The sequence below is a fragment of the Paenibacillus xerothermodurans genome (assembly GCF_002220865.2).
In the GTDB taxonomy this organism is placed as follows: Bacteria; Bacillota; Bacilli; order Paenibacillales; family NBRC-103111; genus Paenibacillus_S; species Paenibacillus_S xerothermodurans.
Genome location: NZ_NHRJ02000001.1, coordinates 1 through 23180, shown reverse-complemented (window position 1 = coordinate 23180; position 23180 = coordinate 1). Strand labels below are relative to the sequence as shown.

At 46.6% G+C, this 23180-nt stretch carries 23 protein-coding genes, 1 tRNA gene and 1 pseudogene; 5 read left to right on the top strand and 20 right to left on the bottom strand.

The window, feature by feature from the left end; genetic code table 11:
• Positions 1-251 precede the first annotated feature (251 nt).
• From CBW46_RS00105 to istA, 4 genes are all read right to left on the bottom strand, one after another.
• Complete coding sequence (locus tag CBW46_RS00105) at positions 252-578, bottom strand: ATP-binding protein (RefSeq protein WP_279386449.1); 327 nt, start codon at positions 576-578, stop codon at positions 252-254.
• Between the two features lie 43 nt (positions 579-621).
• A complete protein-coding gene (locus CBW46_RS22215) occupies positions 622-729 on the bottom strand; it encodes an ATP-binding protein (RefSeq protein WP_279386445.1) in 108 nt (35 codons plus the stop codon).
• 72 nt (positions 730-801) lie between these two features.
• A complete protein-coding gene (locus tag CBW46_RS21570; protein WP_165842152.1) occupies positions 802-978 on the bottom strand; it encodes a hypothetical protein in 177 nt (58 codons plus the stop codon).
• 2 nt (positions 979-980) lie between these two features.
• Positions 981-2402, bottom strand: coding sequence for an IS21 family transposase (gene istA, locus CBW46_RS00100; protein ID WP_111361051.1), 1422 nt, complete (start codon positions 2400-2402; stop codon positions 981-983).
• 908 nt (positions 2403-3310) lie between these two features.
• On the opposite strand from istA, the gene CBW46_RS00095 reads away from it, so the two are divergent.
• From CBW46_RS00095 to CBW46_RS00080, 4 genes are all read left to right on the top strand, one after another.
• Positions 3311-4573 carry a sugar ABC transporter substrate-binding protein gene (locus tag CBW46_RS00095; RefSeq protein ID WP_089198014.1) on the top strand — a complete coding sequence of 421 codons (1263 nt, stop codon included), beginning with the start codon at positions 3311-3313 and terminating at the stop codon, positions 4571-4573.
• A gap of 96 nt (positions 4574-4669) precedes the next feature.
• Complete coding sequence (locus CBW46_RS00090) at positions 4670-5560, top strand: carbohydrate ABC transporter permease (RefSeq protein WP_089198013.1); 891 nt, start codon at positions 4670-4672, stop codon at positions 5558-5560.
• A 46-nt stretch (positions 5561-5606) separates the two neighbouring features.
• A complete protein-coding gene (locus tag CBW46_RS00085) occupies positions 5607-6434 on the top strand; it encodes a carbohydrate ABC transporter permease (protein ID WP_089198612.1) in 828 nt (275 codons plus the stop codon).
• A 108-nt stretch (positions 6435-6542) separates the two neighbouring features.
• On the top strand, positions 6543-7949 hold the full coding sequence (locus CBW46_RS00080; protein ID WP_089198012.1) for a sulfatase family protein: 1407 nt from the start codon (positions 6543-6545) through the stop codon (positions 7947-7949).
• Between the two features lie 1190 nt (positions 7950-9139).
• Here the strand turns inward: CBW46_RS00080 and CBW46_RS00070 are convergent.
• The 6 genes from CBW46_RS00070 to CBW46_RS21100 all read right to left on the bottom strand — a co-directional run bounded on the left by CBW46_RS00070 (position 9140) and on the right by CBW46_RS21100 (position 13243).
• Positions 9140-9931 (bottom strand): PP2C family serine/threonine-protein phosphatase, encoded by a 792-nt coding sequence (locus CBW46_RS00070; RefSeq protein WP_089198010.1) that lies wholly within the window; start codon positions 9929-9931, stop codon positions 9140-9142.
• Between the two features lie 92 nt (positions 9932-10023).
• Positions 10024-10407 carry an NIPSNAP family protein gene (locus CBW46_RS00065; RefSeq protein WP_089198009.1) on the bottom strand — a complete coding sequence of 128 codons (384 nt, stop codon included), beginning with the start codon at positions 10405-10407 and terminating at the stop codon, positions 10024-10026.
• Between the two features lie 262 nt (positions 10408-10669).
• Positions 10670-10972: an HAD family hydrolase gene (locus CBW46_RS21565; RefSeq protein WP_481353852.1), complete on the bottom strand. Its 303-nt coding sequence runs from the start codon at positions 10970-10972 to the stop codon at positions 10670-10672.
• Between the two features lie 269 nt (positions 10973-11241).
• Positions 11242-11334 carry an SUMF1/EgtB/PvdO family nonheme iron enzyme gene (locus CBW46_RS22210; RefSeq protein ID WP_424445846.1) on the bottom strand — a complete coding sequence of 31 codons (93 nt, stop codon included), beginning with the start codon at positions 11332-11334 and terminating at the stop codon, positions 11242-11244.
• Between the two features lie 58 nt (positions 11335-11392).
• On the bottom strand, positions 11393-12826 hold the full coding sequence (locus CBW46_RS00050) for an MATE family efflux transporter (RefSeq protein ID WP_089198008.1): 1434 nt from the start codon (positions 12824-12826) through the stop codon (positions 11393-11395).
• A gap of 243 nt (positions 12827-13069) precedes the next feature.
• Positions 13070-13243, bottom strand: coding sequence for a hypothetical protein (locus tag CBW46_RS21100; protein WP_165842151.1), 174 nt, complete (start codon positions 13241-13243; stop codon positions 13070-13072).
• Between the two features lie 412 nt (positions 13244-13655).
• Between CBW46_RS21100 and CBW46_RS21095 the strand changes: the two genes are divergently transcribed.
• A tRNA-Sec gene (locus CBW46_RS21095) sits at positions 13656-13752 on the top strand.
• Between the two features lie 207 nt (positions 13753-13959).
• Here the strand turns inward: CBW46_RS21095 and CBW46_RS00045 are convergent.
• From CBW46_RS00045 to CBW46_RS00005, 10 genes and pseudogenes are all read right to left on the bottom strand, one after another.
• Positions 13960-14163 (bottom strand): thioredoxin family protein, encoded by a 204-nt coding sequence (locus CBW46_RS00045; protein ID WP_089198007.1) that lies wholly within the window; start codon positions 14161-14163, stop codon positions 13960-13962.
• Between the two features lie 15 nt (positions 14164-14178).
• A complete protein-coding gene (locus CBW46_RS21985; RefSeq protein WP_165842150.1) occupies positions 14179-14268 on the bottom strand; it encodes a thioredoxin in 90 nt (29 codons plus the stop codon).
• Between the two features lie 117 nt (positions 14269-14385).
• Positions 14386-15807: an L-seryl-tRNA(Sec) selenium transferase gene (selA, locus tag CBW46_RS00040; RefSeq protein ID WP_243633106.1), complete on the bottom strand. Its 1422-nt coding sequence runs from the start codon at positions 15805-15807 to the stop codon at positions 14386-14388.
• Positions 15808-16171: 364 nt separating this feature from the next.
• Complete coding sequence (selD, locus tag CBW46_RS00035; protein WP_089198006.1) at positions 16172-17224, bottom strand: selenide, water dikinase SelD; 1053 nt, start codon at positions 17222-17224, stop codon at positions 16172-16174.
• A gap of 87 nt (positions 17225-17311) precedes the next feature.
• Positions 17312-19234, bottom strand: coding sequence for a selenocysteine-specific translation elongation factor (gene selB / locus CBW46_RS00030; RefSeq protein ID WP_089198005.1), 1923 nt, complete (start codon positions 19232-19234; stop codon positions 17312-17314).
• A 522-nt stretch (positions 19235-19756) separates the two neighbouring features.
• Positions 19757-20239 (bottom strand): GNAT family N-acetyltransferase, encoded by a 483-nt coding sequence (locus tag CBW46_RS00025; RefSeq protein WP_089198004.1) that lies wholly within the window; start codon positions 20237-20239, stop codon positions 19757-19759.
• A 227-nt stretch (positions 20240-20466) separates the two neighbouring features.
• Positions 20467-20907 carry a DUF4395 domain-containing protein gene (locus tag CBW46_RS00020; RefSeq protein WP_089198003.1) on the bottom strand — a complete coding sequence of 147 codons (441 nt, stop codon included), beginning with the start codon at positions 20905-20907 and terminating at the stop codon, positions 20467-20469.
• A gap of 326 nt (positions 20908-21233) precedes the next feature.
• On the bottom strand, positions 21234-22214 hold the full coding sequence (locus tag CBW46_RS00015; protein WP_089198002.1) for an aldo/keto reductase: 981 nt from the start codon (positions 22212-22214) through the stop codon (positions 21234-21236).
• A gap of 225 nt (positions 22215-22439) precedes the next feature.
• Positions 22440-22664: a JAB domain-containing protein gene (locus CBW46_RS22205; protein ID WP_424445844.1), complete on the bottom strand. Its 225-nt coding sequence runs from the start codon at positions 22662-22664 to the stop codon at positions 22440-22442.
• 261 nt (positions 22665-22925) lie between these two features.
• Positions 22926-23030 (bottom strand): annotated as a pseudogene (locus tag CBW46_RS00005) (GNAT family N-acetyltransferase); the annotation flags it as partial.
• Positions 23031-23180 lie beyond the last annotated feature (150 nt).

The window sequence follows — 23180 nt, the reverse complement described above, 5'->3', positions numbered from 1 at the left end:
TGCGTTTTCATAAATTATATGAGAGGCACGGAGCATGGTCAATGGGCCTAATGTCGCAGACGAGTCGCGTGTGCATCATGTTCTTGGTAGGTATTAAGTTGCGCATTGGATCTCCATCGAACCCTCGCTTCGGCGCCTCTTTTCCTGTGATTTGCAAGACCAGTACTTATAACAGCCACTTCTGCATTTCGTCAAGCAAAATTACCCGAAAAAATCGTGCATTTTTGACCATGATCGTCAGGGGTAATTTTTCATCGTTCCTTCATGAGTGCATGTTTCATTCTGTAGCTTTCGCCCTCGAAAACAAGCAAATGTGCGTGGTGCGCGAGCCGGTCAATCATCGCCGCGGCCATCTGGTCGTCCGTAAAGACAGAACCCCATTTGGAGAACTGGAGGTTCGTGGTAATGACCGAGCTACGGCGCTCGTAACTGTCAGCAATGACGCGAAATAGCAATTGCGAGCCCTCTTTGTCAACCGGAATGTAGCCCCACTCGTCCAGGATAAGCAGCTGGCAGCGCTGGATCTCGCTCATGAGCGGTTCAAGTACGCCGCCGTGCCGTGCTTCAGCCAATCGCATCACAAGTACGGCGACCGTGTAGAACTTTACCGTCATGCCCAGCTCACAGGCGCGGAGCAATCGCCAGATGCGTCTTGCCGGTACCGACCGGGCCGTAGAGGACAAGGTTTTCGTCTGCCCTGGATAAACGTGCCCCATCAGATCGCTCCACTGCAGCGACGACGGCAGCTGCACGTAGCCGTCCAGCGTCTTATAGACCGGAAACCCGGCGCGGCTGAGCAACCTAGCCCGGCGGCTGCGCTCCCGGCTTTCCATCGGCGAGGACGCGGTGAAGGAATTCCTCCTGCTTGGGTGTAGCCTCGGTCTCGCACAGCTGCACGGCGCGCTGGCTGAACACGAGCTTCTTGCAGAAGACGGAGATCTCGCCTCGCAGCGTCTCGCGTTCACGGGTCAGGCTCATCGCTACCCACCCCCGGTCGTCTGCAAAAGCTCATCGTAAACGCCACGATCGACACCGCTCGTTTCTTCGGGTTCAAACGCGGCCAGCCTGGCCGCCAGCACCACACTGTTGGAACTGCTCAGGCTTCCGAGCTCGGTCGCCTGTTCCAGGGCCTGGAGCGCCGTATCGAAATCATACCGGCTGGAGCGGTCCTGCACCGTGGGCAGCGCCTCCCGAAGTTCGGCGCGCTCGAGCCCGTCCATTTCCTCTCTCAGCCGCTCGGGAAGGGCTTTGCGGATCAGGCTGTTTCGCCAGGCGCCCGGGCTTTGGAGCAGGCGGCTGAGTGTGGTCCGCACATCGACACTGTCCGTCCGCTGCCTGCCGAATATGCGGATATGTACGCTAATGGGCTCGCCGCTCGGCGCAAGCGGTGCGACCGTATGCGCACCGATCCGGACGGCGAGTTCCTTGCCGGCCCACTCCGGAGCCGACGAATAAAAGTGCTTGCCATCCACCAGGAACTTGCCGTAGCCGTCGGTCTTCACGCGTGTGTACCGGTAGGCGGCAAACGGCATCTTCGGCAGGTAGAGAAACGCCTTTCTGTCGTCTTCAAACAGCAGGTTCATCGGCACGCCTTTTTTGTAATGCTTGCGCTGCCAGTCGGCTTCGCAGCGATCCAGCAGCTCCCGGTTAAACGCCTGCACGTCGGTGACGGTGGGCAGCGGAACGAACAGATTGCGCCGCATGTAGCCAACTTTGTTCTCCACATTCCGTTGCTCGTGGCCGACGTACGGATTACAGAAGGTGAGCTCATAGCCGTAGTGCGCCTTGAAGCGCAGGAATACTTCGGCGATTCGCACATTCTCGCTGACCCGGCGGCCTACGCCGCTGGCGTTGTCGAAGATGAGGCGCGTCGGTACGCCGCCGATTCGGTGGAATATATCTTGCAGACCATGCGCGACGCACTCTGCCGTTTCTCCGCCGAAGAGCTGGACGTAGCCGGCGTTGCTGTAGGGGAAACTTACGCAGAGGAACTTGTGCATCCGCTTCTCGCCGCTTGCATCGTAAAACTCGGCTTCGCCAAAGTCCACCTGCGCTTCGCCCGGCTGCCAGTCAAGTTCCAATGTACCTTCCTGGTACCGGTGCTTCCGCAAGCTCTTCACATAGCACTGGACGATGGGATACGAGGCGTCGTAGCCCTTGCATTCGGCCGTGAGGCGCTTGTGAATCCGCATTGCGGTATGCCACTGTTTGTATCGGTTTTTCCGGTCCTCTTCCAGCCACTCCTGGATGAGCGGTTTGAACGGATCCAGCTTGGAAGATTGCGCTGCCTTATGTTCTTTCGGTCTTTCTTGAAATCCGTCTTCTGCCATGTATTTGCTAACCGTCTTTCGTGTGATGTTCAGTCGCTCGGCGATCGCCACCGAACCCCAGCCCCTTCGCATGCGATTCCTTAATCGTCTCGATCTGGCTCATTTTCAACATCTCCCGTCCCCGCACCCTTCGCTGTATCGCCACGAAGAGTATCGGTTTCTCAATCGTCGTTCGTTTTACCCAGGTCGATTATGATGGGTAATTGTGCACGATTTTTTTGGGTAGAGCATGATGATTTTTCGGGGTATTTTTACTTTACGATAAGACACATAGCCATGACATGCGGTAGTCGAAGCTGTCGACACAAATCTGCCAGCTCTGCCGCCATCTTAGATCACCCCCACAAGTTGGTCGTAGCGCTGAAGGGAACCCTGTGTACGAGCTCCAGACGGAGACAGTGTTTCCTCCCACGTTACAGGCAAGTCGCGGCTTCTATACTGTATGCCTAAAACGGCCGTAATACGGGTAACCAGCGAACCATCGCCTAGCACAGCAATAACCTCTTGAATCTGTTCCATGGTGTAGACGTTACACCAAGTTCATTTAATTAGGCTCATCCCATGAATACCCGCTGGTACGGCCTGCGTAATTAGTGGGTTTTTGCCGTCTGACATCTCAAAAGAAACGATTCTATTAGTACGGTTTGATTATAAATAGCTTTACTATTTACCGTCAATTATGATTCGAAACGTTTTTATTTTATTAAAAAATCATGGTATTTTCTTATTGAATGCGGTTACAAATTGATTTATAATACCAATTGAAACGTTTAGATAAAGTATAAGAGAAGATAAAACACAGTATCGAAACGTTTCGTATTATGAAATTCCTTGCTTTCCTGTTTTGGACAAAAGGGGCTTTTCACAATTAGACGGGGGTGGAGATGATCATTTTATAGTGCCAATTTCCCAAATGCAGCCAGGAATTATTTTAGGATTCTAATTACAACATCAAGCAATTGTTGAGAGGAGCAAAAACAATGCGTAAAGCATTAGCAGCTGTGTTTTTAGGAACAACCCTGTTACTGCTGGGCATACTTACCGGATGCTCGTCAAATGACAAAGGTTCTGCCGCGGCGTCCGGGAATGCATCCGATGAAAAAGTTACCCTTAATGTGTGGGGAATGGGTGAGGAAGCAAAATCCCTTCCGAAAATCGCAGATGAATTTACAAAAGAAAATCCGAATATCACAGTCAAAGTACAAGCTATCCCTTGGAACCAGGCACATGACAAGCTGTTGACAGCTGTCGCATCCAAAAAAGGCCCTGACGTTATCCAAATGGGTACGACGTGGATTCCAGAATTTGCCGATGCAAAAGCTCTTATGGATCTCACCCCCTATGTTGATACATATCCAGAGCTTAAGACTGAAAACTTCTATCCAGGTGCAGTTGCAGCCGGTACTTTTGAAAAGACCTATGTAGCAGCTCCTTGGTACGTAGAAACGCGCTTCCTTTACTATCGTTCAGATCTGCTGAAGAAAGTCGGCTATCAGCAAGCTCCAACAACTTGGGAAGAGCTGTCCGACGCTGCACAGAAGCTTGCTGCACGCGGCAAAGGCAAGTATGGTATAAGCATCGACACGAAAGAGCAATCTCTCGGCTTCATGTTCGCTCGTCAAGCCGGTGCAGAATGGTTTGACAACACCGGTAAGCCGTTGTTCAATCAGCCTAAATATGTTGAAGCGGTACAGTACCTGAACAGCTTCTTCCAAACCGGATCTGCTCCTAAAGATTCGGGTCTGGATGCGATCGTTGCATTCAAAGGCGAGGGTATCGTGCCTATGTTCATCAGCGGTCCTTGGATGATTAAGCTGATTCAAGATCAAGCTCCTGAACTTGACGGCAAGTGGGGTATCGCTGTCCTGCCTAAGAAAGAAAACAATATTTCCATCTTGGGTGGATCCAACTTGTCCGTATTTGAATATTCCGAGACCAAAGATGCAGCTGCAAAATTCGTTGCATACATGAGCAAGCCTGAAACTCAATTGAAATGGATGGAAGCCACCAGTTCGCTTCCTGCGAATACAAAAGCATGGGACAATGAACTACTTACCACAGATAACTACAAAATCATTAAAGAACAGCTTGATACAGCTCAACCAATGCCGGTTATGACACAATGGGCAGAGATCAGCAAAAACTACCTGAAGCATTTCGAGAGAATCTACCGCAGTAATGCAGACGTACAGCAAGAGATGGATCAATTCAATCAAAGCGCCGAAAAGAGCCTTGGCAAGTAGACACATATTCATAACTTGTTAACCGGCAGAAATGCCGGTTAATTACTATCAGTCCGCTTGCGATGTTCGCAAGAGCTAAAGGAAGTGATGTTTAGTATGTATGGCTTTATGAACAAAAATGCACCGTACTTCTTTATTGCTCCCACTCTACTGCTGCTTACTTTGTTCTCCTTGCTTCCTATAGCGATAGCATTAATCATAAGCTTTACAGATATGGATCTAGGCGGGCTGGCGAACTTCTCCGACATCGAATTTGTCGGGCTCAATAATTATGTAGAGGTTTTCGCTGATCCAGTCTTCCTGAAGTCCATCACGAACACCCTCTTCTACGTTATTGTCGGGGTTCCACTCGTTCTCTTGTTTTCACTTACGATCGCAATATTGATTAACCTCGGCACATCACGCATCTTTAAAGTGTTTCGAGTTGTCTATTACCTGCCGTCCGTAACCAACATTGTTGCGGTCGCGGTTGTCTGGAGCTACTTGTATAACCCAACGCTCGGTTTGTTGAATTACCTGCTAAGTCTTTTTAGCCTGCCTGAAGTTCCATGGTTAACCGATCCGACAATGGCAAAGATATCGCTCATTCTGCTTGCACTGTGGAAAGCGATCGGTCTCAATATGGTTATTTTCATCGCAGCGCTTCAAGGCATTCCCAGGTCCTACTATGAAGCAGCTCAGCTAGATGGTGCTAATGCATGGCAACAAGTAACTCAGATTACAATTCCTATGCTCCGCTTCGCTATCTTCTTCGTCTCGGTTACTACCATGATCGGCTGGCTGCAATTTTTCGAGGAGCCGTTTGTTATGACAGAGGGCGGCCCACTCGACGGTACCATATCGGTCGCTTTGTTCATCTACAACAACGGCTTTCAGTTAAGCAACTTTGGTTATGCTGCGGCAGGATCATTCGTGTTGTTCGCTGCGATCATAATAGTCACGCTTATTCAGATGCGAGCGCAGAACAAGGATTCGGGTATGCTATAGAACTGGAGGTGCAGCGGTGAGCCCAACAACCGTTAAACTAAAAGCAATGAACAATGGTCAGAAGCATAAAATTTTTCAATGGATATCTGCAAGTCTATTAACGCTTGCCGGTATCTTGTTCTTGATGCCTTTCGCATGGATGATTATATCCGCATTCAAGCCAGAAAGCGAAGTTATGCAGATTCCGCCTACATTGTTGCCAAAAGACTTCACCTTAGAAAATTTCCGAAATTTGTTTACGAATATGAATTTTGATATTTACCTGGTAAACACACTAACGATTGTAATATTTTCTTTCTTCGGGATGTTCCTGAATGCAGTGGCCGGTTTCGGTTTTGCCAAATATGACTTTAAAGGCAGGAATGGACTATTCGTGCTTGTACTTGCAACCATGATGATTCCATCTCAGGTTACGATGATTCCTGTCTACCTTATTCTGAACTCTGTTGGGCTGACGAACAGCATGGCTGGTATTATATTGCCCGGTCTAGTAGGAGCATTCGGAATCTTTTTGTTCCGCCAATTTATGTCGACTATACCTAGTGAAATGCTCGAGGCTACTCGTCTCGATGGTGCCAGCGAATATAGAATCTTTTTACAGATCGTTTTACCCATGTCGAAACCGATCTTGGCCGTACAAGCCATACTTACGTTCATTCACGGCTGGAACAGCTTCTTGTGGCCTTTGATTATCGCAAATGATGAAAAGCTGTATACACTGTCCGTTGGACTACAGTTATTAAAAGGACAATACGGGGGCAATTTCGCCTTACAGATGGCTGGTTCCGCGTTCATGGTTGTTCCGGTCATCCTGATCTTCTCCTACTTCCAAAAGCATATCATCGAGAATTTCACGATATCCGGAATGAAGTAAGATATGGAGGACGAGACTGGATGCTTTAGTAAAGCTTCTTTAATAAAGAAACGGAGCTCATGTTTATTTATCTTTTTGCCATTTTATACCTAGGAAAGGGTGCTTCCTATGTCTCTGCAGACTGTAAAACGTCCAAATATACTGTTCATCATGTCTGACGACCATGCCTCACTCGCAATCGGCGCCTATGGGAGCAAGGTCAATACCACACCCCATCTCGACCGAATTGCGAATGAAGGAGCCCGTTTTGACAACTGCTTCTGCACGAACTCGATATGTGCGCCTAGCCGCGCTACGATATTAACAGGCGTCTATAATCATATCAACGGCGTAAAGACGCTCGGCGATGATCTGGACGGCAGGCAAGTAACGTTCCCCAAGCTATTGAAGGAAGACGGCTATCAGACCGCTATTATTGGAAAATGGCATCTCGGACATGGTGGTAACTATGATCCTACAGGCTTTGACTATTGGAATGTTCTGCCTGATCAGGGGGACTACCATGATCCGGAATTCATCAATATGAGTATACGAACGCGCTATACTGGCTACGTCACGGATATCATTACGGATATGTCGTTGGACTGGATCAAGCAGCGGGATCCTGAACGCCCTTTCATGCTGATGTGTCATCATAAGGCACCACATCGCCACTGGGAGCCGGACGAGAAGCATATGCATCTCTATGAGGATATCGAGATCCCGGAGCCGGAAACCTTCAACGACGATTATGCGACTCGATCACAAGCAGCCGCACAGGCCAAGATGCGCATCGATGACCTGAATGACCTCGATACGAAAGGCGCTCCTCCGGAAGGATTAACCGCAGAGGAAGTACGCAAGTGGAAGTATCAACGTTATATGAAGGATTACTTACGCTGCATAGCTTCAATAGATGATAATGTGGGCCGCATGCTCGATTACCTTGACGGAGCAGGTCTTGCTCATGATACGATCGTCATTTATACGTCAGACCAAGGGTTTTTCCTCGGCGACCACGGCTGGTTCGACAAACGGTTCATGTACGAGGAATCGCTGCGCATGCCGTTCCTTGTGCGGTATCCGCGGGAGATTAAGCCGGGCACAGTCAACACGGATATTGTACTAAACACAGATTTCGCTCCTACTTTCCTAGAATATGCGAAGCTACCAATTCACGCACGGATGCAAGGAAAGAGCATACGTCCGTTGCTGAACGGCGTTACGCCTGAAGGCTGGCGCACTTCGATGTACTATCGCTACTGGATGCACCTGGACGGCTGTCACGAAGTATACGCGCATTATGGTATCCGCACCCATGATTATAAGCTCATCTACTATTATGCGCAGGCACTAGGCACCACCGATTCCCGCGACGAGTCACGGCCGCCGGAATGGGAGCTGTTTGATCTGCAACAAGATCCGTATGAGCTAAACAACGTATACGGCAAGCCCGAATATTCTCACCGAACAGTTGCTTTGACCGCAGAGCTGGAGCAATTGATCGTGGATGTGAATGATGAGCCCGTTCATTAGCGCAAACATATTGGTCGAAAACACCGTGACTATGTCTAATCATTATTGATGATATTCTTACACAGGGCTTCGTTAGCTATTATTTTTTGCAACGGTTTTGCATTGACCCAACGACATGCACAGAACTGTCTTCAGTATCTTCAAAGGGGACCATTCAAGCAATCCAATATTCGTTTGACGGCACACAAATCGAGTAGGCCCATGCGCATTTGCATGGGCCTCTCACACATCCGCACGTGCGGGTCATCGCATACGGCTCTTCCAGTGTTTATCCCTGCTGAGGATCAAGTTCAGTGTAAAGGTCGACTAATGAGCAGAGACCGATTTCCTAAACCCATAGGCTAGGCATCGCAAATTGTGCGTGGAAGCCATGGAATTTCTCCATACCGTCATCCTTAGTTGAGGCAGAGGCTGTTCATGCGGACTTTCCTCCAACTTCTCAGTTGTACAGCCCGTAGTCTGCGTCCAACCATCCATGTCCCGGAAAAAGCTAACCGAAGTAATTGCCCCATCACGCATTTAGCTTCCTCTTTATGAACTGCTCGACGCTGACCGTCTGGTTCCTTCGCGGCAGTTCTTTTACCCGTTCCTTTGAATTTGCGCTCGCTTTGTCCGAAGGCTTCATCCTTGAACCATTCCAAAACTCGTACCCAGGAAGACGAATGGCTCTTCCATATTGTCCACAACCATGGTTTTCTCCGGATGTACCTTCAGCCCCAGTTCCTGTTCCAGAAAGATTAGGTTATACCGTTCCGCCCAACTCGTTTTCACTGCCGTACGAGTCAGTCGAAGATGCCCCTTTTTTTCATCGTCAGATTAGGCACCAGATTTCCTACACGTATCATCCATATGGTTTATCCCCCCAATCACGAATCCGAGTTACCGATTCCCGAGATGGTCCATACCTTAGCTTCTCCTTATAACAGGTTTACCTCGCCCTGTTTGTGACCCCTATGTGAAACGCAAGCAGCGTACTGGACCCTGTTTCCCTCGCGAAACGGGTCCTGATTATGGGCATCAATTTGAGCAAAATGAAAACAGCCCTAGACCGGCGTAAGGAATACCGCTGACTAAGGCTGCTGTTCGAACTTGATTTAAATGGCGAGCTCCGCTTTGTACGGATGCTTCATGTCGGGAATGCGAACGGCCATTCCTCCGCTCAAAGCTTTTTGATTTTGTTCCCTGCCTTATTAAATGATCAATCTGAAGGGAATTGCTGCATCCAGCTCATTCTGTACAGCCCAAAGTACTAATGTAGTACTATCCACCGTTTGCTGACAATGTAGAATATTCAGAAAGGATACAACCAAACGCTCCGAGCGGCAAAGATCAGGAATTGAGATTGCAGCCTCTTTCGCTTCTAGATATCCATCTGTAATCAACAAAATATAATTGATTCCTCTTCTAAGTTCCCTACGACCAAGTGAATAACTTGGTACTGCCTGTTCGAACGTATTTACTTTACCTATCCATTCGTAATAATTTCTTTGGTTTAAACTCACTTGTCCCCACTTTTCTAAATCATCATGAATCAGAAATAACTGACAATCACCAACGGAAAACCACCAAAGAACGTTCTCTTTTCGAATACAGATTAAGCAAGACGCTTCACCCTGTAGGACACGGCATTTATCCTTAAACCTATCCGATTTAAATACTTGAAGCAGTAATTTTTCAATTTGATCGAACAACACATCTATTTTTGAATCGAGAATCTCTTTAATCGCATTTTCATTTTCCTTTAGTGTGGCAATAATCAGTTCTGTACTATCACAAGAGCTATGTGAATCAATTAGTGTTACAAACTCCCATGAAATACTTTGCCAGACTAATAAACCATCCTCATTTTTATGCGCTCCACTCTCAGTGTTTCCACCATACCTGCCGATCGTCATATGTTGCAGTTTCTCTACTGATGGCAAATTGAGGTATGCTCGCTCTGATCCAATCCAGTTTAAATTTGTTACACTATTCGATTTCACTCTGGCACACCTCTCAATCGGGAGCAGACTTCTTCTACTTGATTCACTGTACCGTGTTACAAAACGATGAAGCCCCTTGTACCGCGGAAATGTTATTTCTTTAGCCAAAATTGCACATCATGATTAGTGAATTCATTCTGTATGGAAGTAGAAATTAACTGCTCATTTTTAACCTCAAAAATACACTGTTTATAAACGTATTCTCTACCACCATTTTCTTCATACCACTTATTTATTCGATTTCTGTGTTCACTGTCTCCTCTGACAGCCGTTTCTATCTCCTTGTACTTTTCATAACTGTCGTACTCCCAAATAGCGAATATCTCAGTAGTCGATTCATCATTGGGCAGCATCCACCTTCCAATTAATCGAGCCCCATGCTTAATTTGATTAGGTAAATTTGTTTCATTAAAATGTGCATTAAAAATGTCAACAAACTCATTTTTTACAATATAAAACTTCCTTCTATAAAACAAAATAGCCACACCCTTTCAATAACAGGTAACCCTGTGAACCAAATAACACAAGTTTTATGATTATTTAAAGTATAGCGTGACTCCTAGAAACTTTAACTTTCCCAGTTAATATTATTTACTAACATATCAGTCCCTCTTTCTCGTCGAGCAGATCCAACAGGCTTTTAATCTTGGGACTCTGATAATCCGGATATTTATTGGTACGGTCTATCAAAAAACCTTTGCGATTTGCTGTGCACCTACAATATTATTTTGAATTGAATCACCAATCATCCATACAATCGGAAGCAAGCAAATTCAAGTCATCCAGGACATATTGAAACGCTTCTTTTTGCGGTTTACCAAAACCTACTTCTGCACTGATATAAACTTTATCGAAATATTCGTGTAACCCTAATGCGTTGATTTTATCTCTTTGACCATCTGAAGGACCATTGGTTAAAACTGCTCCTTTCATACCGGTTCTTTTGAAAGCAGTAAGAAAAGGTATTATATCTTCAAATGATTTTACGTTATGATTTGCTTCCTTCATATACGTGATATTCATTTGTTTAGCCAAATAAATTGAACTTACATCAATTTCTCGTAGAATATCAGAATACCGCCTGATTCGGTACTCATCAATGGATATTTCGCTATTAATAAATTGTTTAAATAGTTTAGGCTCTAGCCTGATGATAACGATTCCAAAATGAATAAGGTTTTTATATTGGCCTCCGATAGCATAATTGACAGGTTCTGTTTTGCGTTTTCCATTGCTTGATTATAATCACACAGCGTACCATCTAAATCAAAAATTATACATAAAACCATTACACATCAACTCCTGTATTTCTACATTATTCCATACGATACCTCAGCACACCATTCATCTACACTTCCTGCCATGGCACAAAGTCCCCACTTATTTGGAGCATACTTTTGAATATGAAGCGTCTCCGCTATTAGCTACTTTTCATTTCTTTATAATGAATGCGTTTGCATACTACACAATCGCCGTTTTCCATCTGCCGCTCTTATAACGGTAAAAAATAATGGCTGTTCGCACGATTTGATCGATCGCAATCGATAAATAAGCGCCTATAATTCCCCAGTTGAAACCGATTACAAAAAGTAAGCCTAATAAGCTTCTAAAAATGCAGACGCCGACAAAAGTCGAAATGAGCGGAATTTTGGTATCACCCGCCCCGCGCAGCGCCCCGGCTAATATAAATTGTGTCGCTTGGAAAGTCTGAATACATCCGATAATTCTTAATGCGCTGCTCCCTGCGTTGATTACGGTCTGGTCATTCGTATACAGCATCATAATGTACGGAGCCAGTATAATGAAGCAGACTCCCGTTATCCCTCCAAATATACGGCCGAATCGCTGCGTTTCCCAACCGAATTTTTCAGCCAAATCAGGCTTCCCGGCACCCAGGCCTTGCCCGACAAGCGTGCTGGCGGCAAGCGCGAAAGCCATACCTGGCATAAAGGCAAACCCCATAATATTGAAGCAGATCGTATGCGCTGCAAAAACCGCCGTTCCCAAACCGCTTACAACGATCGTAAATACAAGCTGACCCAATCGCATCGCAAATTGTTCGCCCATGGACGGTAAACCAATCTTTACCAGCCGGCGAATCGTCGGATAATGGAAGGTCCCTACTTGGCTCCAGGACAGCTTGATGTACGAGCCTTTGCCGAACAGTACCTTCAACACCCATATCGCGGCAAACGCTTTCGCCAGAGCTGTAGCAATCGCAGCTCCCGCTACGCCAAGGCCGGGGATGATGCCAATGCCGTAAATGAGCGGATATCCGAGCACCACAACAATGATATTCGAAAGCACATTGATTTTCATTGGCGTACGCGTATCTCCGGCTCCGCGCAGCACAGCGGACAAGCTCATCGACAAAATCGTAAAACCTAGCGACAGAAACATGATCTGCGCGTAGCCGACTCCTTCTTGCATCACTTCCGGCGTGGCCCCCATGAATATCATGATGTTTTCCGCGTACAAATAACTAAGAATAATGACTCCCACAGAAAGCAGCATACTGAGGATAAAAGTTTGCTGGGCCGTCAGATTCGCTTCCTCTACATTTCCCGCTCCCATCGCTCTGGCGATGATTGCCGTTGTTCCGATATTGAGTGCCATAAAAATTGCCAATGCGAAAAAAATGGGCTGATTGGTTAAGCCTACAGCAGTGACCGCCTCCGCTCCAACGTGCCCGACCATAATCATCACGATCATCTGAAGCACATTCAGCAAAATGTTCTCGACTAACGACGGCCCGACAAGCTGGCGGATGACCTTTCGGATTTCATTCGTTCCTCCTGACTCCAGTCTCAATAATTGCTGCGGGTCAAGCAGCCTCTTCGGACTACGCTGTTTGGCAACACGTTCATCAACCTCTTCATCGGACTGTGGACACATTGCTCTCTCCCTTTCGTAACCGGCTTTAAATCTATATTAACACTAATCGCTGCGAATGCTCACCAAATATTAGCTATCACTCCGACCATTTCTGCAGTAAGAAAATATTTTATTGAGAGCGTGACCATCCCCAGTTCGGGACTTGCACCCAAAGATTGACTCCCATCTGGGCGTACAAGAAAGAAGCCGGACGAAGACAATCGTCCGGCTTTTGGCTCACTAGCTGAGTTAACCCTGGGCGTTCTAACGCTGATCCTGCGTCTCCTCAAGTAGCCGCCTCACTCCATCGGGCCCCTCAGGTTTGGGAAATCTCGTCGATTGCAATTCTGCATCCGGATCTCCAACGTTGTTTGTCGGCACTCCGCTGGCAGCGGCTGGGGTACGTTCAGCCAGATTGTTGGTATCTTGTGGCGTCATTTTTTCCCCTCCATAGATTGTTGAATTTGGTTGTGAAATACATGAATATTTTTCTCAGAACTATGGCAGAGTATGCACACGTGCAAACCGATACTCCGTTAGTTACTTTTCGTGCTCTTTTTTCGATTTCATTGAAGGTGTTTTTTTCCCCATTTACCAAACTCCCTTTTGAAAAAATAAAAAACTCCGCGCCCAGCAAGGGACGAGAGTTCAATTCCGCTGTGATCACCCAATTTCTTCGTTCGATTCAATGATTCTGATTCCGTTTCCACGTATGTCTGTAGCACAGATTATATTAATCATGGCTACAATAGGGTATACTAAACTACAGCATCAAGATTTAACTCATTCCGATGTTGACCGATTTCAGGTCAATGCCGCCTGTATGAGTGAACTGCTGCTCATGCCACATGGGGCTGGCTGGGGTACTGGTGTCCCCCTTGGTCTTCAAAACCATTTGGGAGGCGCGTGCCGTCTCTGGTGGGTTCGATTCCCACACAGTCTCGCCAAATCACGTAAATGAACAAAGACCAGCCCAGGTTTGGTCTTTTTTTAATTGGACAAGCATTTAAGTATTTTTATGTCCTCTTTGCTGGTGATAATGAGGTGTTACTACAACGGTTTTCATTAGACTTCATCCCTATGTTAAGTTGGACAAATGACTTCCTGAGTAGTTATGAGATAAAGAGACACGCTCGGTGCCTCTTTATTTTTACCTACGAGAGTGCAAATTCTTTCACTTTTGCCTCAGGAATGAAGCCAACGGAGCGATTGGTTTCCTTTCCTTCTTTGATTAATACTAGCGTCGGGATACTTCTGATTCCGAATCGATCGGCAAGCTCGGAAGATTGATCCACATCCACATAGTAAAAATCCACACCTGCTTCCTGCTCGGCTACCTTAGAGACCACCGGTCTCAATTGAGTGCAGCCCGGTCACCAATCGGCACCGAATTCAAGAACAACCGGTTTGGTTGCATGTGCTACGAGTGTTTCATACTCGGAAGCTGTAATCGTTTTGGCCATTTCATTTCACCTCCTTCAAGAGAATACGCATATTGTCTCCAAGTACATCTTTTTGGATTAACATACATTTTACAGCCAAGAAATTAAAAAACAGTAGCATAGATTACAAAAGATTGTTCAGCGCTGCTTAGTAATCCTTTTCACAGCCTCCGCCAAAAGCTCTATATCTTCCTTCATGATGGTACGAAAGTCAATTCGCACCTGCTCTTTAACCACACGCACAATGACGGAAGGAGTGCCCATTCGCAGCTTCTCTTCTGCATGATGCGCAGGCCATTCGGGGAACTGAAGTGCAACAGCTTTCGTACGCAAGGTAATTCCAGGCAAAGTGCCGCCGCCAACCGCCGATTCATCGTCGATCAAGCTCATAGTGATGTTTTGATCCGTTCCCACTAGAGTCATGAAGTGCTGTGCTTTTTCTTCAATTTCCTGCACTGAACTCAAAATGTCTCTTAAAGTAGGTATTTCTTTTCTAGCTTGTTCAGGAATCAAATACATTCGAAGGGTTGCTTCCAGTCCTCCCAATGTCATCTTATCCACCCTGAGCACCCTAGCCAGCTGATTTTTCTTTAATTTATCAATCCAACGCTTATTGCCTGCAATGATTCCCGCTTGCGGACCGCCCAACAGCTTGTCCCCACTGAATGATACAAGATCCGCTCCCGCTTTGATCACCTCTTGAACTAAGGGCTCATCACCAATGCCATGCTGCCGTAAGTCGTAGAGTACCCCGCTTCCCAAATCTTCATATACAGGAATTGCGTATTTCCTGCCAAGTGCCGCTAGTTCCTCAGTGGAGACCGAGCTGGTAAAACCAATGGAACGAAAGTTACTCGTATGCACCTTCATGAGTAATGAGGTCTCTTCATGCACAGCCCGTTCGTAATCATAAAGATGGGTCTTATTGCTCGTCCCCACTTCAACCAGCTTCGCTCCGCTTTCCGCCATAATTTCGGATACCCGAAACGATCCGCCGATTTCAACCAACTGCCCTCTTGATACAATCACCTCTTTGTTTTTGGCCATTTCCCGCAAAATCAAGTAAACTGCAGCCGCATTATTATTGACGACCATGGCTGCTTCAGCTCCGGTAAGCCGACAGATCAGGTCCTCCACATGACTGTGCCGCGATCCTCTTTCTCCGCCTTGAATGTCGTATTCCAAATTGGAATAATAGGCCGCGGCTTCGATGACTTGTTTCACAGCGGTTTCACTGAGCAGGGCCCGTCCAAGATTGGTATGTAAGACCACACCGGTGCCGTTGATCACTCTGCGTAGGCGCGGCGATAGCCATTCTGTCATTTTTTTATACAAATCCCGCTCCATATGTTCGAGCACCTGCTGTTCATTCATAATCTGTATTGATGCAGTCAGAATCTGTTCACGCCATTCATCGGTCAGCTGCTTTGCTGCATAGACGATAAATTCATGGGGAACATTCGTATCCATTCTGAGCTGCTGCACCAACGGTTGCTCGATGAGCCGATGTATCGCAGGTATGGCCCTGAGCATACCCCTTTGCTCTGTGCTGATGTTCATCACTATGTCTCCCTCGTTAATTCCTGTTTCTTTGTAATGTATCTTACATACAATTTTAATTATTCTCAAATACATTGGGCTTCCAACCTTAGTCGGTGATTTTATGCGTGCATTGGCATCATTGGTTCCAGCGGCATGATTTATGGAGCAAAGGATAGAAATTTCAGCGGAGGGCAAAAGCACTGTGTGGCCATTGCCCGTTTGATAATGCAAAACCCGCAGAATACTTTTTTGATGGAATTCCACTGAAGTAACACCTGGGATTCAACAACGAATATATCAAGATATCCCGAAACCTCTTGGCTCAATCGATAGAATAAAAAAAGACTCCTGTTTGTCACAACAGGAATCTTTTTTGCATGAATTAGCTTACGACAATAGTCTTGGCATGCTCGCTCACTACCCGGCCAACCAAAGCCGCATACTCCACTCCAGCTTCAACAAGCTTTTGTACCGCCTTCTCAGCTTGCTCTTGCGGTAGTGCGACAAGCAAACCACCAGAGGTTATGGCGTCGCATAAAATCAGCTGCGTAATTTCATCAACGGTGCCAGCGTATTGTACATTGTCTTTCAGCCATCTGTGGTTCGACTTCGTGCCTCCAGGAACAAATCCATCCTCCGCCAACTTCCTCGTTCCATCGAGTACAGGTACCTTATCCGCGAAAATTTCCATACCAACGTCAGCGCCCGATGCCATCTCTTTCGCATGGCCTAAAAGCCCGAACCCCGTTACATCGGTACATGCATGCACGTCAAATTGCTGCAATACCTCAGAAGCCGTCTTATTAAGTGTCGCCATCGTTTTCATTACATGGTCCAATTGCTGATCGGTCAGCGCATCCTTTTTAATGGCTGTGGTTTGAATGCCCACACCGATCGGCTTGGTTAAAAGCAAAGCATCCCCGGATTTAGCCCCGCTGTTGGTCCATACTTTGTCAGGATGGACGACGCCCGTGACAGACATGCCGAATTTCGGCTCCTGGTCATCGATGGAATGTCCGCCAACGAGTACGGCACCGGACTCCTGCACCTTCTCGCTTGCACCTTGCAGTATCTCCGCCAGAACGGACATATCAAGCTTGCTCACGGGAAAGCCCACGATGTTCATGACAGTTAGCGGCTTGCCACCCATTGCGTATACATCGCTAAGCGCGTTGGCCGCGGCAATCTGACCGAACATGCGGGGATCATCCACTATCGGAGTGAAATAATCCACGGTTTGAATCAAGGCCGTGTCCTCGGAAATCTTATAAACGCCTGCATCGTCAGAAGTATCGATTCCAACTAGCAGGTTTGCATTTGGAGCATTTTTAGGTAAATGACGCAAAACTTGCGCCAGGTCCTCAGGACCAATTTTGCAGCCTCAGCCACCCTTGCTGGATAAATGAGTTAATTTTAACTTATCGCCTTGTGCCATAGGTGCGCACCTCCCTCCTGAGGATATACCTTTACTTGAATAGTCACTTATGTAAGATAGCTTACATAATAGGATGTTATCATAAAATTAGGCGTCTTCAAAATGCACGGGACAGGATTCTTTGACCCAGATTCGTTTTTCTTCCGTTCTTTGCGTAATCTTCAATTGATCAAGCAGTTCCAAAAATAAGATCAAGTTTTTTCTTGAAGCCGCGATACCAGCTTTCGCTTCTTGCACGCCAAAGGCTTGGCCTGAAGTGGCTTCATAGAGCTTTTTGAGCTGTGCAACAAATACGTCTCGATGAATCAAATGCGACTCATCCAACGGAAAAGCTAACTGATTTTGCAGCAAAAAATGTGTGACCTCCGGGTAAAGCTTTTCAGGCACTTTTTCATTCGTCATATATTCATTCCATGGCTTAACTGCTAATTCGTCGTCCTGTAATCGTGCGAATGCATGTTCCAACCGATTTTTCCATGAATCCGGAAAGTGTGGCTTAAATCCGAAAACTGCGATGTATTGTTTATTTTTAGCCAAAATTCCTTCTTCCACTTCCTTATCGATGACTATTTCCGTTAATCTGGCCGGGATCTTCTTATCCAGGGCTTTCATGCATTCGGCTTTGTTCATTCCGGTTCGCAATGGATAAACTGCATGGTATTTACGCACAAGCTCAAAAAGCTGGCTTTTAGCATCTTCATATACAGCCTTCGAAGTAAATACGTCTGAGTCTAATTCTACGATAGAGTTTTCCGTCAACGCTACGTTCAGTGCTTCACCCATTGTCTCCACAGGTATGGATGTAAATTGAAGCAGCTCTTTTTTTGTCACCAATTGCAGGGAATGTAAAGCATCTAGTATTCTCTCTGTCGGACTGCCTTCTTTTTTTCGTTCCAGCTTCTGTATCGTCTTTTCACCAAACTTTTGCTTTTCGCCCAATGGATCGATGACCCAGCCGCCGCCAATTGTTTCAACAGGAGATGGACGACGAATGACAAACCGATCTCCTCGTTTTATCATGATCTTCTCCTCCAACCGAATCTGACACAGTATCTCTTCACTCTTGTGCAGTTCTTTGCGGTCAAAAAAAATAATTTTGCCCATGACTTCTGATGTCGCTGAATGAAATTTAATGGGGGCACGCTGCTTCACCGGGAATTGTAGATCATGCACCGTTGTAAGCGAGATATCTATTGTGTCGCTCATTGGGAATTCACCGGATGAAACGAGGACATCTCCCCGCTTGAGCTCTTCCTTGGTTAAGCCGCTTAGATTAATTGCTACCCTCTGACCGGCGACAGCCACTTCCTTCTCCTGATTATGAACATGCAGCTTCCTTGCTTTTACAGATACATTCTGTGGTAGAACCGTTAAAACATCACCTGTCTCTATGGTGCCTTCGTATACAGTGCCGCGCACAACCGTTCCTTGTCCTTGGACGGTAAATACCTGGTCGATGGGAAGACGAAAAGCTCCAATTGCATTCCTTTGCGGAAGCTTACTCAAATTTTGTTTGATTGTTAACCGTAAATTTGTTAATCCTGTGCCCGTTATACTGTCTACAAATACGATGTCGGCATGTTCGAATATCGTGCTCTTCACCGTTGATTTAATATCTTCTTCGATCAATTCGATGAAGTCCTGCTCCACCCGATCCACTTTTGTTACGGCAATAATGCCATGCTCAATTCCTAAAAAAGATAAGATCTCAATATGTTCTTCTGTTTGAGGCATGACACCTTCGTCTGCGGCAATGACCAGGATCACCAGATCAATCCCGGCCACACCGGCGATCATTTGACGAATAAATTTTTCGTGTCCCGGCACATCTACTATCGACGTTTTGTACTCATCCAACGGAAAAGGCGCGTACCCCAACTCTATAGAGATTTTCCGCTCCTTCTCTTCCTTCAAGCGATCGGTATCTACGTTCGTTAGAGCTTTGGTTAAGGAAGTTTTTCCATGATCAATATGACCGGCCATGCCAATTGTAAAATAGTGAGGTTTCATGTGGTCCACCTTCTCTTATTAAGGTCCTATATCATTAAATATGGTACTAACAACCGATATCCAAACACTGTTGGGTCTGCAATTGACGGACTGAGATGGCTTTTCTGCCGATACGAATCATGCCCTGACAGTAAACTGCCTCTGCATTATCGGATCTGCTATCGGCTGTTTAGAAACTCACGAAACTTGCACACCGAATGTATTATACTTACTATTGCTCAGCCTATCAAAGCAGTGCATAGGTAGCTAACAAATATTTCCAAAGGCGACTGTGATTTGAACCGCGAAATAGAGACATCCAAAAAAAAGAGAACGCTCCCGCTTTTCGCTTGGGCTACGTCCTCCACATTCGCTTCCATTCATAAATTGAAGCACATCGGCCATTAGTGAGCTGTCCCCCTTGGGACCGCGTTAATTATCATGAGCTCAATACATATCGCCAACCCTGGGCTTTATAGACAGATTACTTAAATATTATAGTCTAATGCCTGGTCAGGGCGATTTCATGTGTTGTGTCATTGCCTATGATGTAAAGACGTCGCTAGGTGTGTGGCGTTCTAACCGGAGAAAATGACTGTTGTTTTCTGAATCACAATCAACAGAAAAACCAATAGAGCGATAAAAAGCATCGGCTATTGGATTATGGGTCTTGAGCACAAGCATTTTATAGTGTTTCGTGGCTTCGGCAACCACCGAATCCATCAACATTCGCGCGATCCCGGATCGACGTGCTCTGGGGGATACGTATAATCTCCGAGCACGACCAACATCTTTGTTATTCGAATAAGGATCTCGATTCAAACCGCATACGCCCACAATATTGTCGTGTTGATAAGCAATAAACAGTGCTTCTCCAGGCTCATCGAATTTGTTCGCCCCATCTTCATAGTCGTTTACCAATCGTTTAACATGACGGAATCCTTCGTATGAGCTTTCTCCGACCAACAACATCAACGAAGCTGTATCAAGTTGATTAACTTTTTGGATAACGATTTTTTGCTCCACTTCCCCATCTCCTTACCGCTGACTTCGAGCTGACTAAATTGAACTGTCTGTGGAAGTGCTGCGCTTCTTGTTAGCTAGAGTTGACGTCATGACCAAGCTAAGGCCCTTTTATTTCATTTCAAGTGCATCAGCCGTCCACCTTTGCCATTGCTACAGAACAATAAAAAATGCTCCTGACAACATGCCGTCACGGAGCGCTTTTCCTCTTGTTTCGAAATGGCTTTTAATTATGTCCGCCGCCGAGCCTTGAATTGCTTCCATTGAAAATACATAAAGCAACCCATGCAAAATCCGAATAACGCGGCGACCACGGCAGTACTCAGTATAATCAAACTGGTATACATAAGGACCGTTGCCTGCAACAGCCAGGCGATGAGCGCCACCGCCAGCATCAGAATCGCCAACAGATTATTGAAACGAAGGAGTTCCCGGCTTTCTGTGCGAGAGCTTTTCGGGAAGATGGGGGAAAAAATTCGAACAAAAATATTGTAGCGGATTCCAGCCCAGCGGCTGATCAGCTGCACCGCAAGTGGAATGACAAGCACCCAAGCTTGCTGCGTGAGCACACTTGCCACAACGCTGAGAAGAATCCCAAGCTGATTTCCCCGAACCCAATGCAGCGGAAAATCATTTACGCAATCGTAGCTCGATTCGTTAAAGTTGGACATATAACGCCGCCTCCTAGATGTAACAATGTGTGTATTGTAACATACTTGCGGCCATTATAATTTGTCCGAATTATTTTGTAATGAGAGTTGTTGAGCAGCGTTCGTAAAATATGGGACTTAACGCGTGCAACGCATACAGCCTGCACGCTAAAGTCGCGTGCAGGCTTACCTGCGCTATAAACTTGAGCTACCGCCTGGTATTTATCATGTGTCCTTTTGCGGGCCAGTGTCACACGCTATCGGAGCTCTTCAGCGATCGCCCATATAAACCAGCCGCTTATTCAGACGGTATGAAAAACCGTGCGCGGTGCGGAATGTACGTGATCTTACCAGGCGTATGCGCGAGGCGCATCGCCCCCGGGGCCAGGGAAAATCTCATCCAGCTTGTTCAAAGTGCTCTCATCCAAACGGATATCTACCACGCGCAGTGCGGCTTGCAGGTGCTCTAATGTGCGCGGACCGATGATGGGTGCAGTCATCGCCGGATGAGCCAGCGTCCAAGCCAGCGCGACATTAGCCTCTGATTCACCCAGCTCGCGGCACAACGCGCCGAATTGCTCCAACTGTGCGCGATGTTTTTCCACCCGCTTAGGATCATTTGCGCGGCGGGAACCCTCGGCCGGCTTGAGTGCGTTGCCACCGAGTAACCCTCCATCCAGTGGGCTCCAGGCAATCACGCCAAGGCCCAGTTCTTCCGCTGCCGGGAGCACCTCGAGCTCAGGCAACCGGCAAAGAAGGCTATACTTGTGCTGTTCGGAAATCAGTCCGAGCATCCGGTGATTTTTGGCTTCGCACTGGGCTTTCACTAAATCGCGGCCGGCAAAATTGCTAGAGCCGATATAGCCGATCTTACCAGCCAGCAGATGCACTTGGAATGCCTCCCACAATTCGTCCCATGAAACATTTCGATCTACATGGTGCATTTGATACAATTCGATGTGATCGGTTTGTAAGCGGCGCAACGAGGCGTCGAGGTGACGGCGGATTTTGTACGCGGATAAGCCACCTTCCCGGTTTGGGCCATCGGCCGGATCGTGCATATCGCCGTACACCTTAGTGGCGAGCACTACCTTCTCACGATGTCCGCCTCCTTGTGCAAACCAACGCCCAATAATCTCTTCCGTACGACCTGCGTTCTCTCCCCACCCGTACACATTGGCTGTATCAAAGAAATTGATGCCAGCGTCTACGGCTGCATCCATAATCCGGAACGCCTGCTGCTCATCTGTGTCCACGCCAAAGTTCATTGTGCCCAAGCACAGACGACTCACTTTTAATCCTGACTTTCCTAAATAAGTGAATTTCAATCTGAACATCCTCCTTCACGTGGGATGTTTTATATTTTACTGTGAAGCACAGTGGACTAGAAGTACGCACTTATCTGTTATTTACTTACATTTCGGTGAGTGCTTTATGCAGGAGCGGTGTATCCCGTTGATTGAAAAATTCAATGAGCGTTTCGGAAAGGCACGGGACTGTAACAACGGCAAAGCTGCACCTGCTACCAATAGACGTGTTGCCCGCCCATAATGTCATGATCTCCCTAGAACATGCCCGGTTTCCATAAGTGTGGTAGTCATTTGCATATTCTGCTTTGACAGCTCGACGTGGCCGCTCGGATGGTTATGTGCCGCAATGAGACCCGCCGCATGATTCAAGATCGCGGTCTTGCATACTTCGGCTGCGGCCACCGACGTGTTTAACGTTCCTACGTGGCACCGGTGGATGGCGACCACCTCATGCCGCGTGTTGACGATCAGGACAGATGGAGAATGTTTCTCTTGGACCCCTCCTGATTCTCAAGTGCTTAGTAAAGGGAAAAATACTGATATAAAGTCAGGTGATATTATTTACTAGAGCCCGACTCTAAGTGTGAAAAATAATGAGGATGCTCGTGAGAAAAAATATATTCTCGAGCTAAAAGCATATAAAGACAACAAGGAACTTGGTGAAAGTAAATCGAGATTAGATCTGACGATACTCTCACTTATACTGGAAAATTATTAGAATAGGTTTCCCTATAAATCCTGACATAAGCGAATCATATCCCTGCACTGTATACCGTTCTCATAAATTTCTTCTGAGTAATGTCTAATGAAAAAATCTATATCCACACCAACAATTGAGTCTGTAAAATATTTTGTGTAAACTCTCAAACCATACATTAAAATGGAAGAAAGGTTGGTTTGAGAGGATGGCTGAAATGGCTCGATTTAACAAAGACCAAGTGAAGGCTTTTGTAAAAGAAAATAACTTGAAAACCATGGATGACG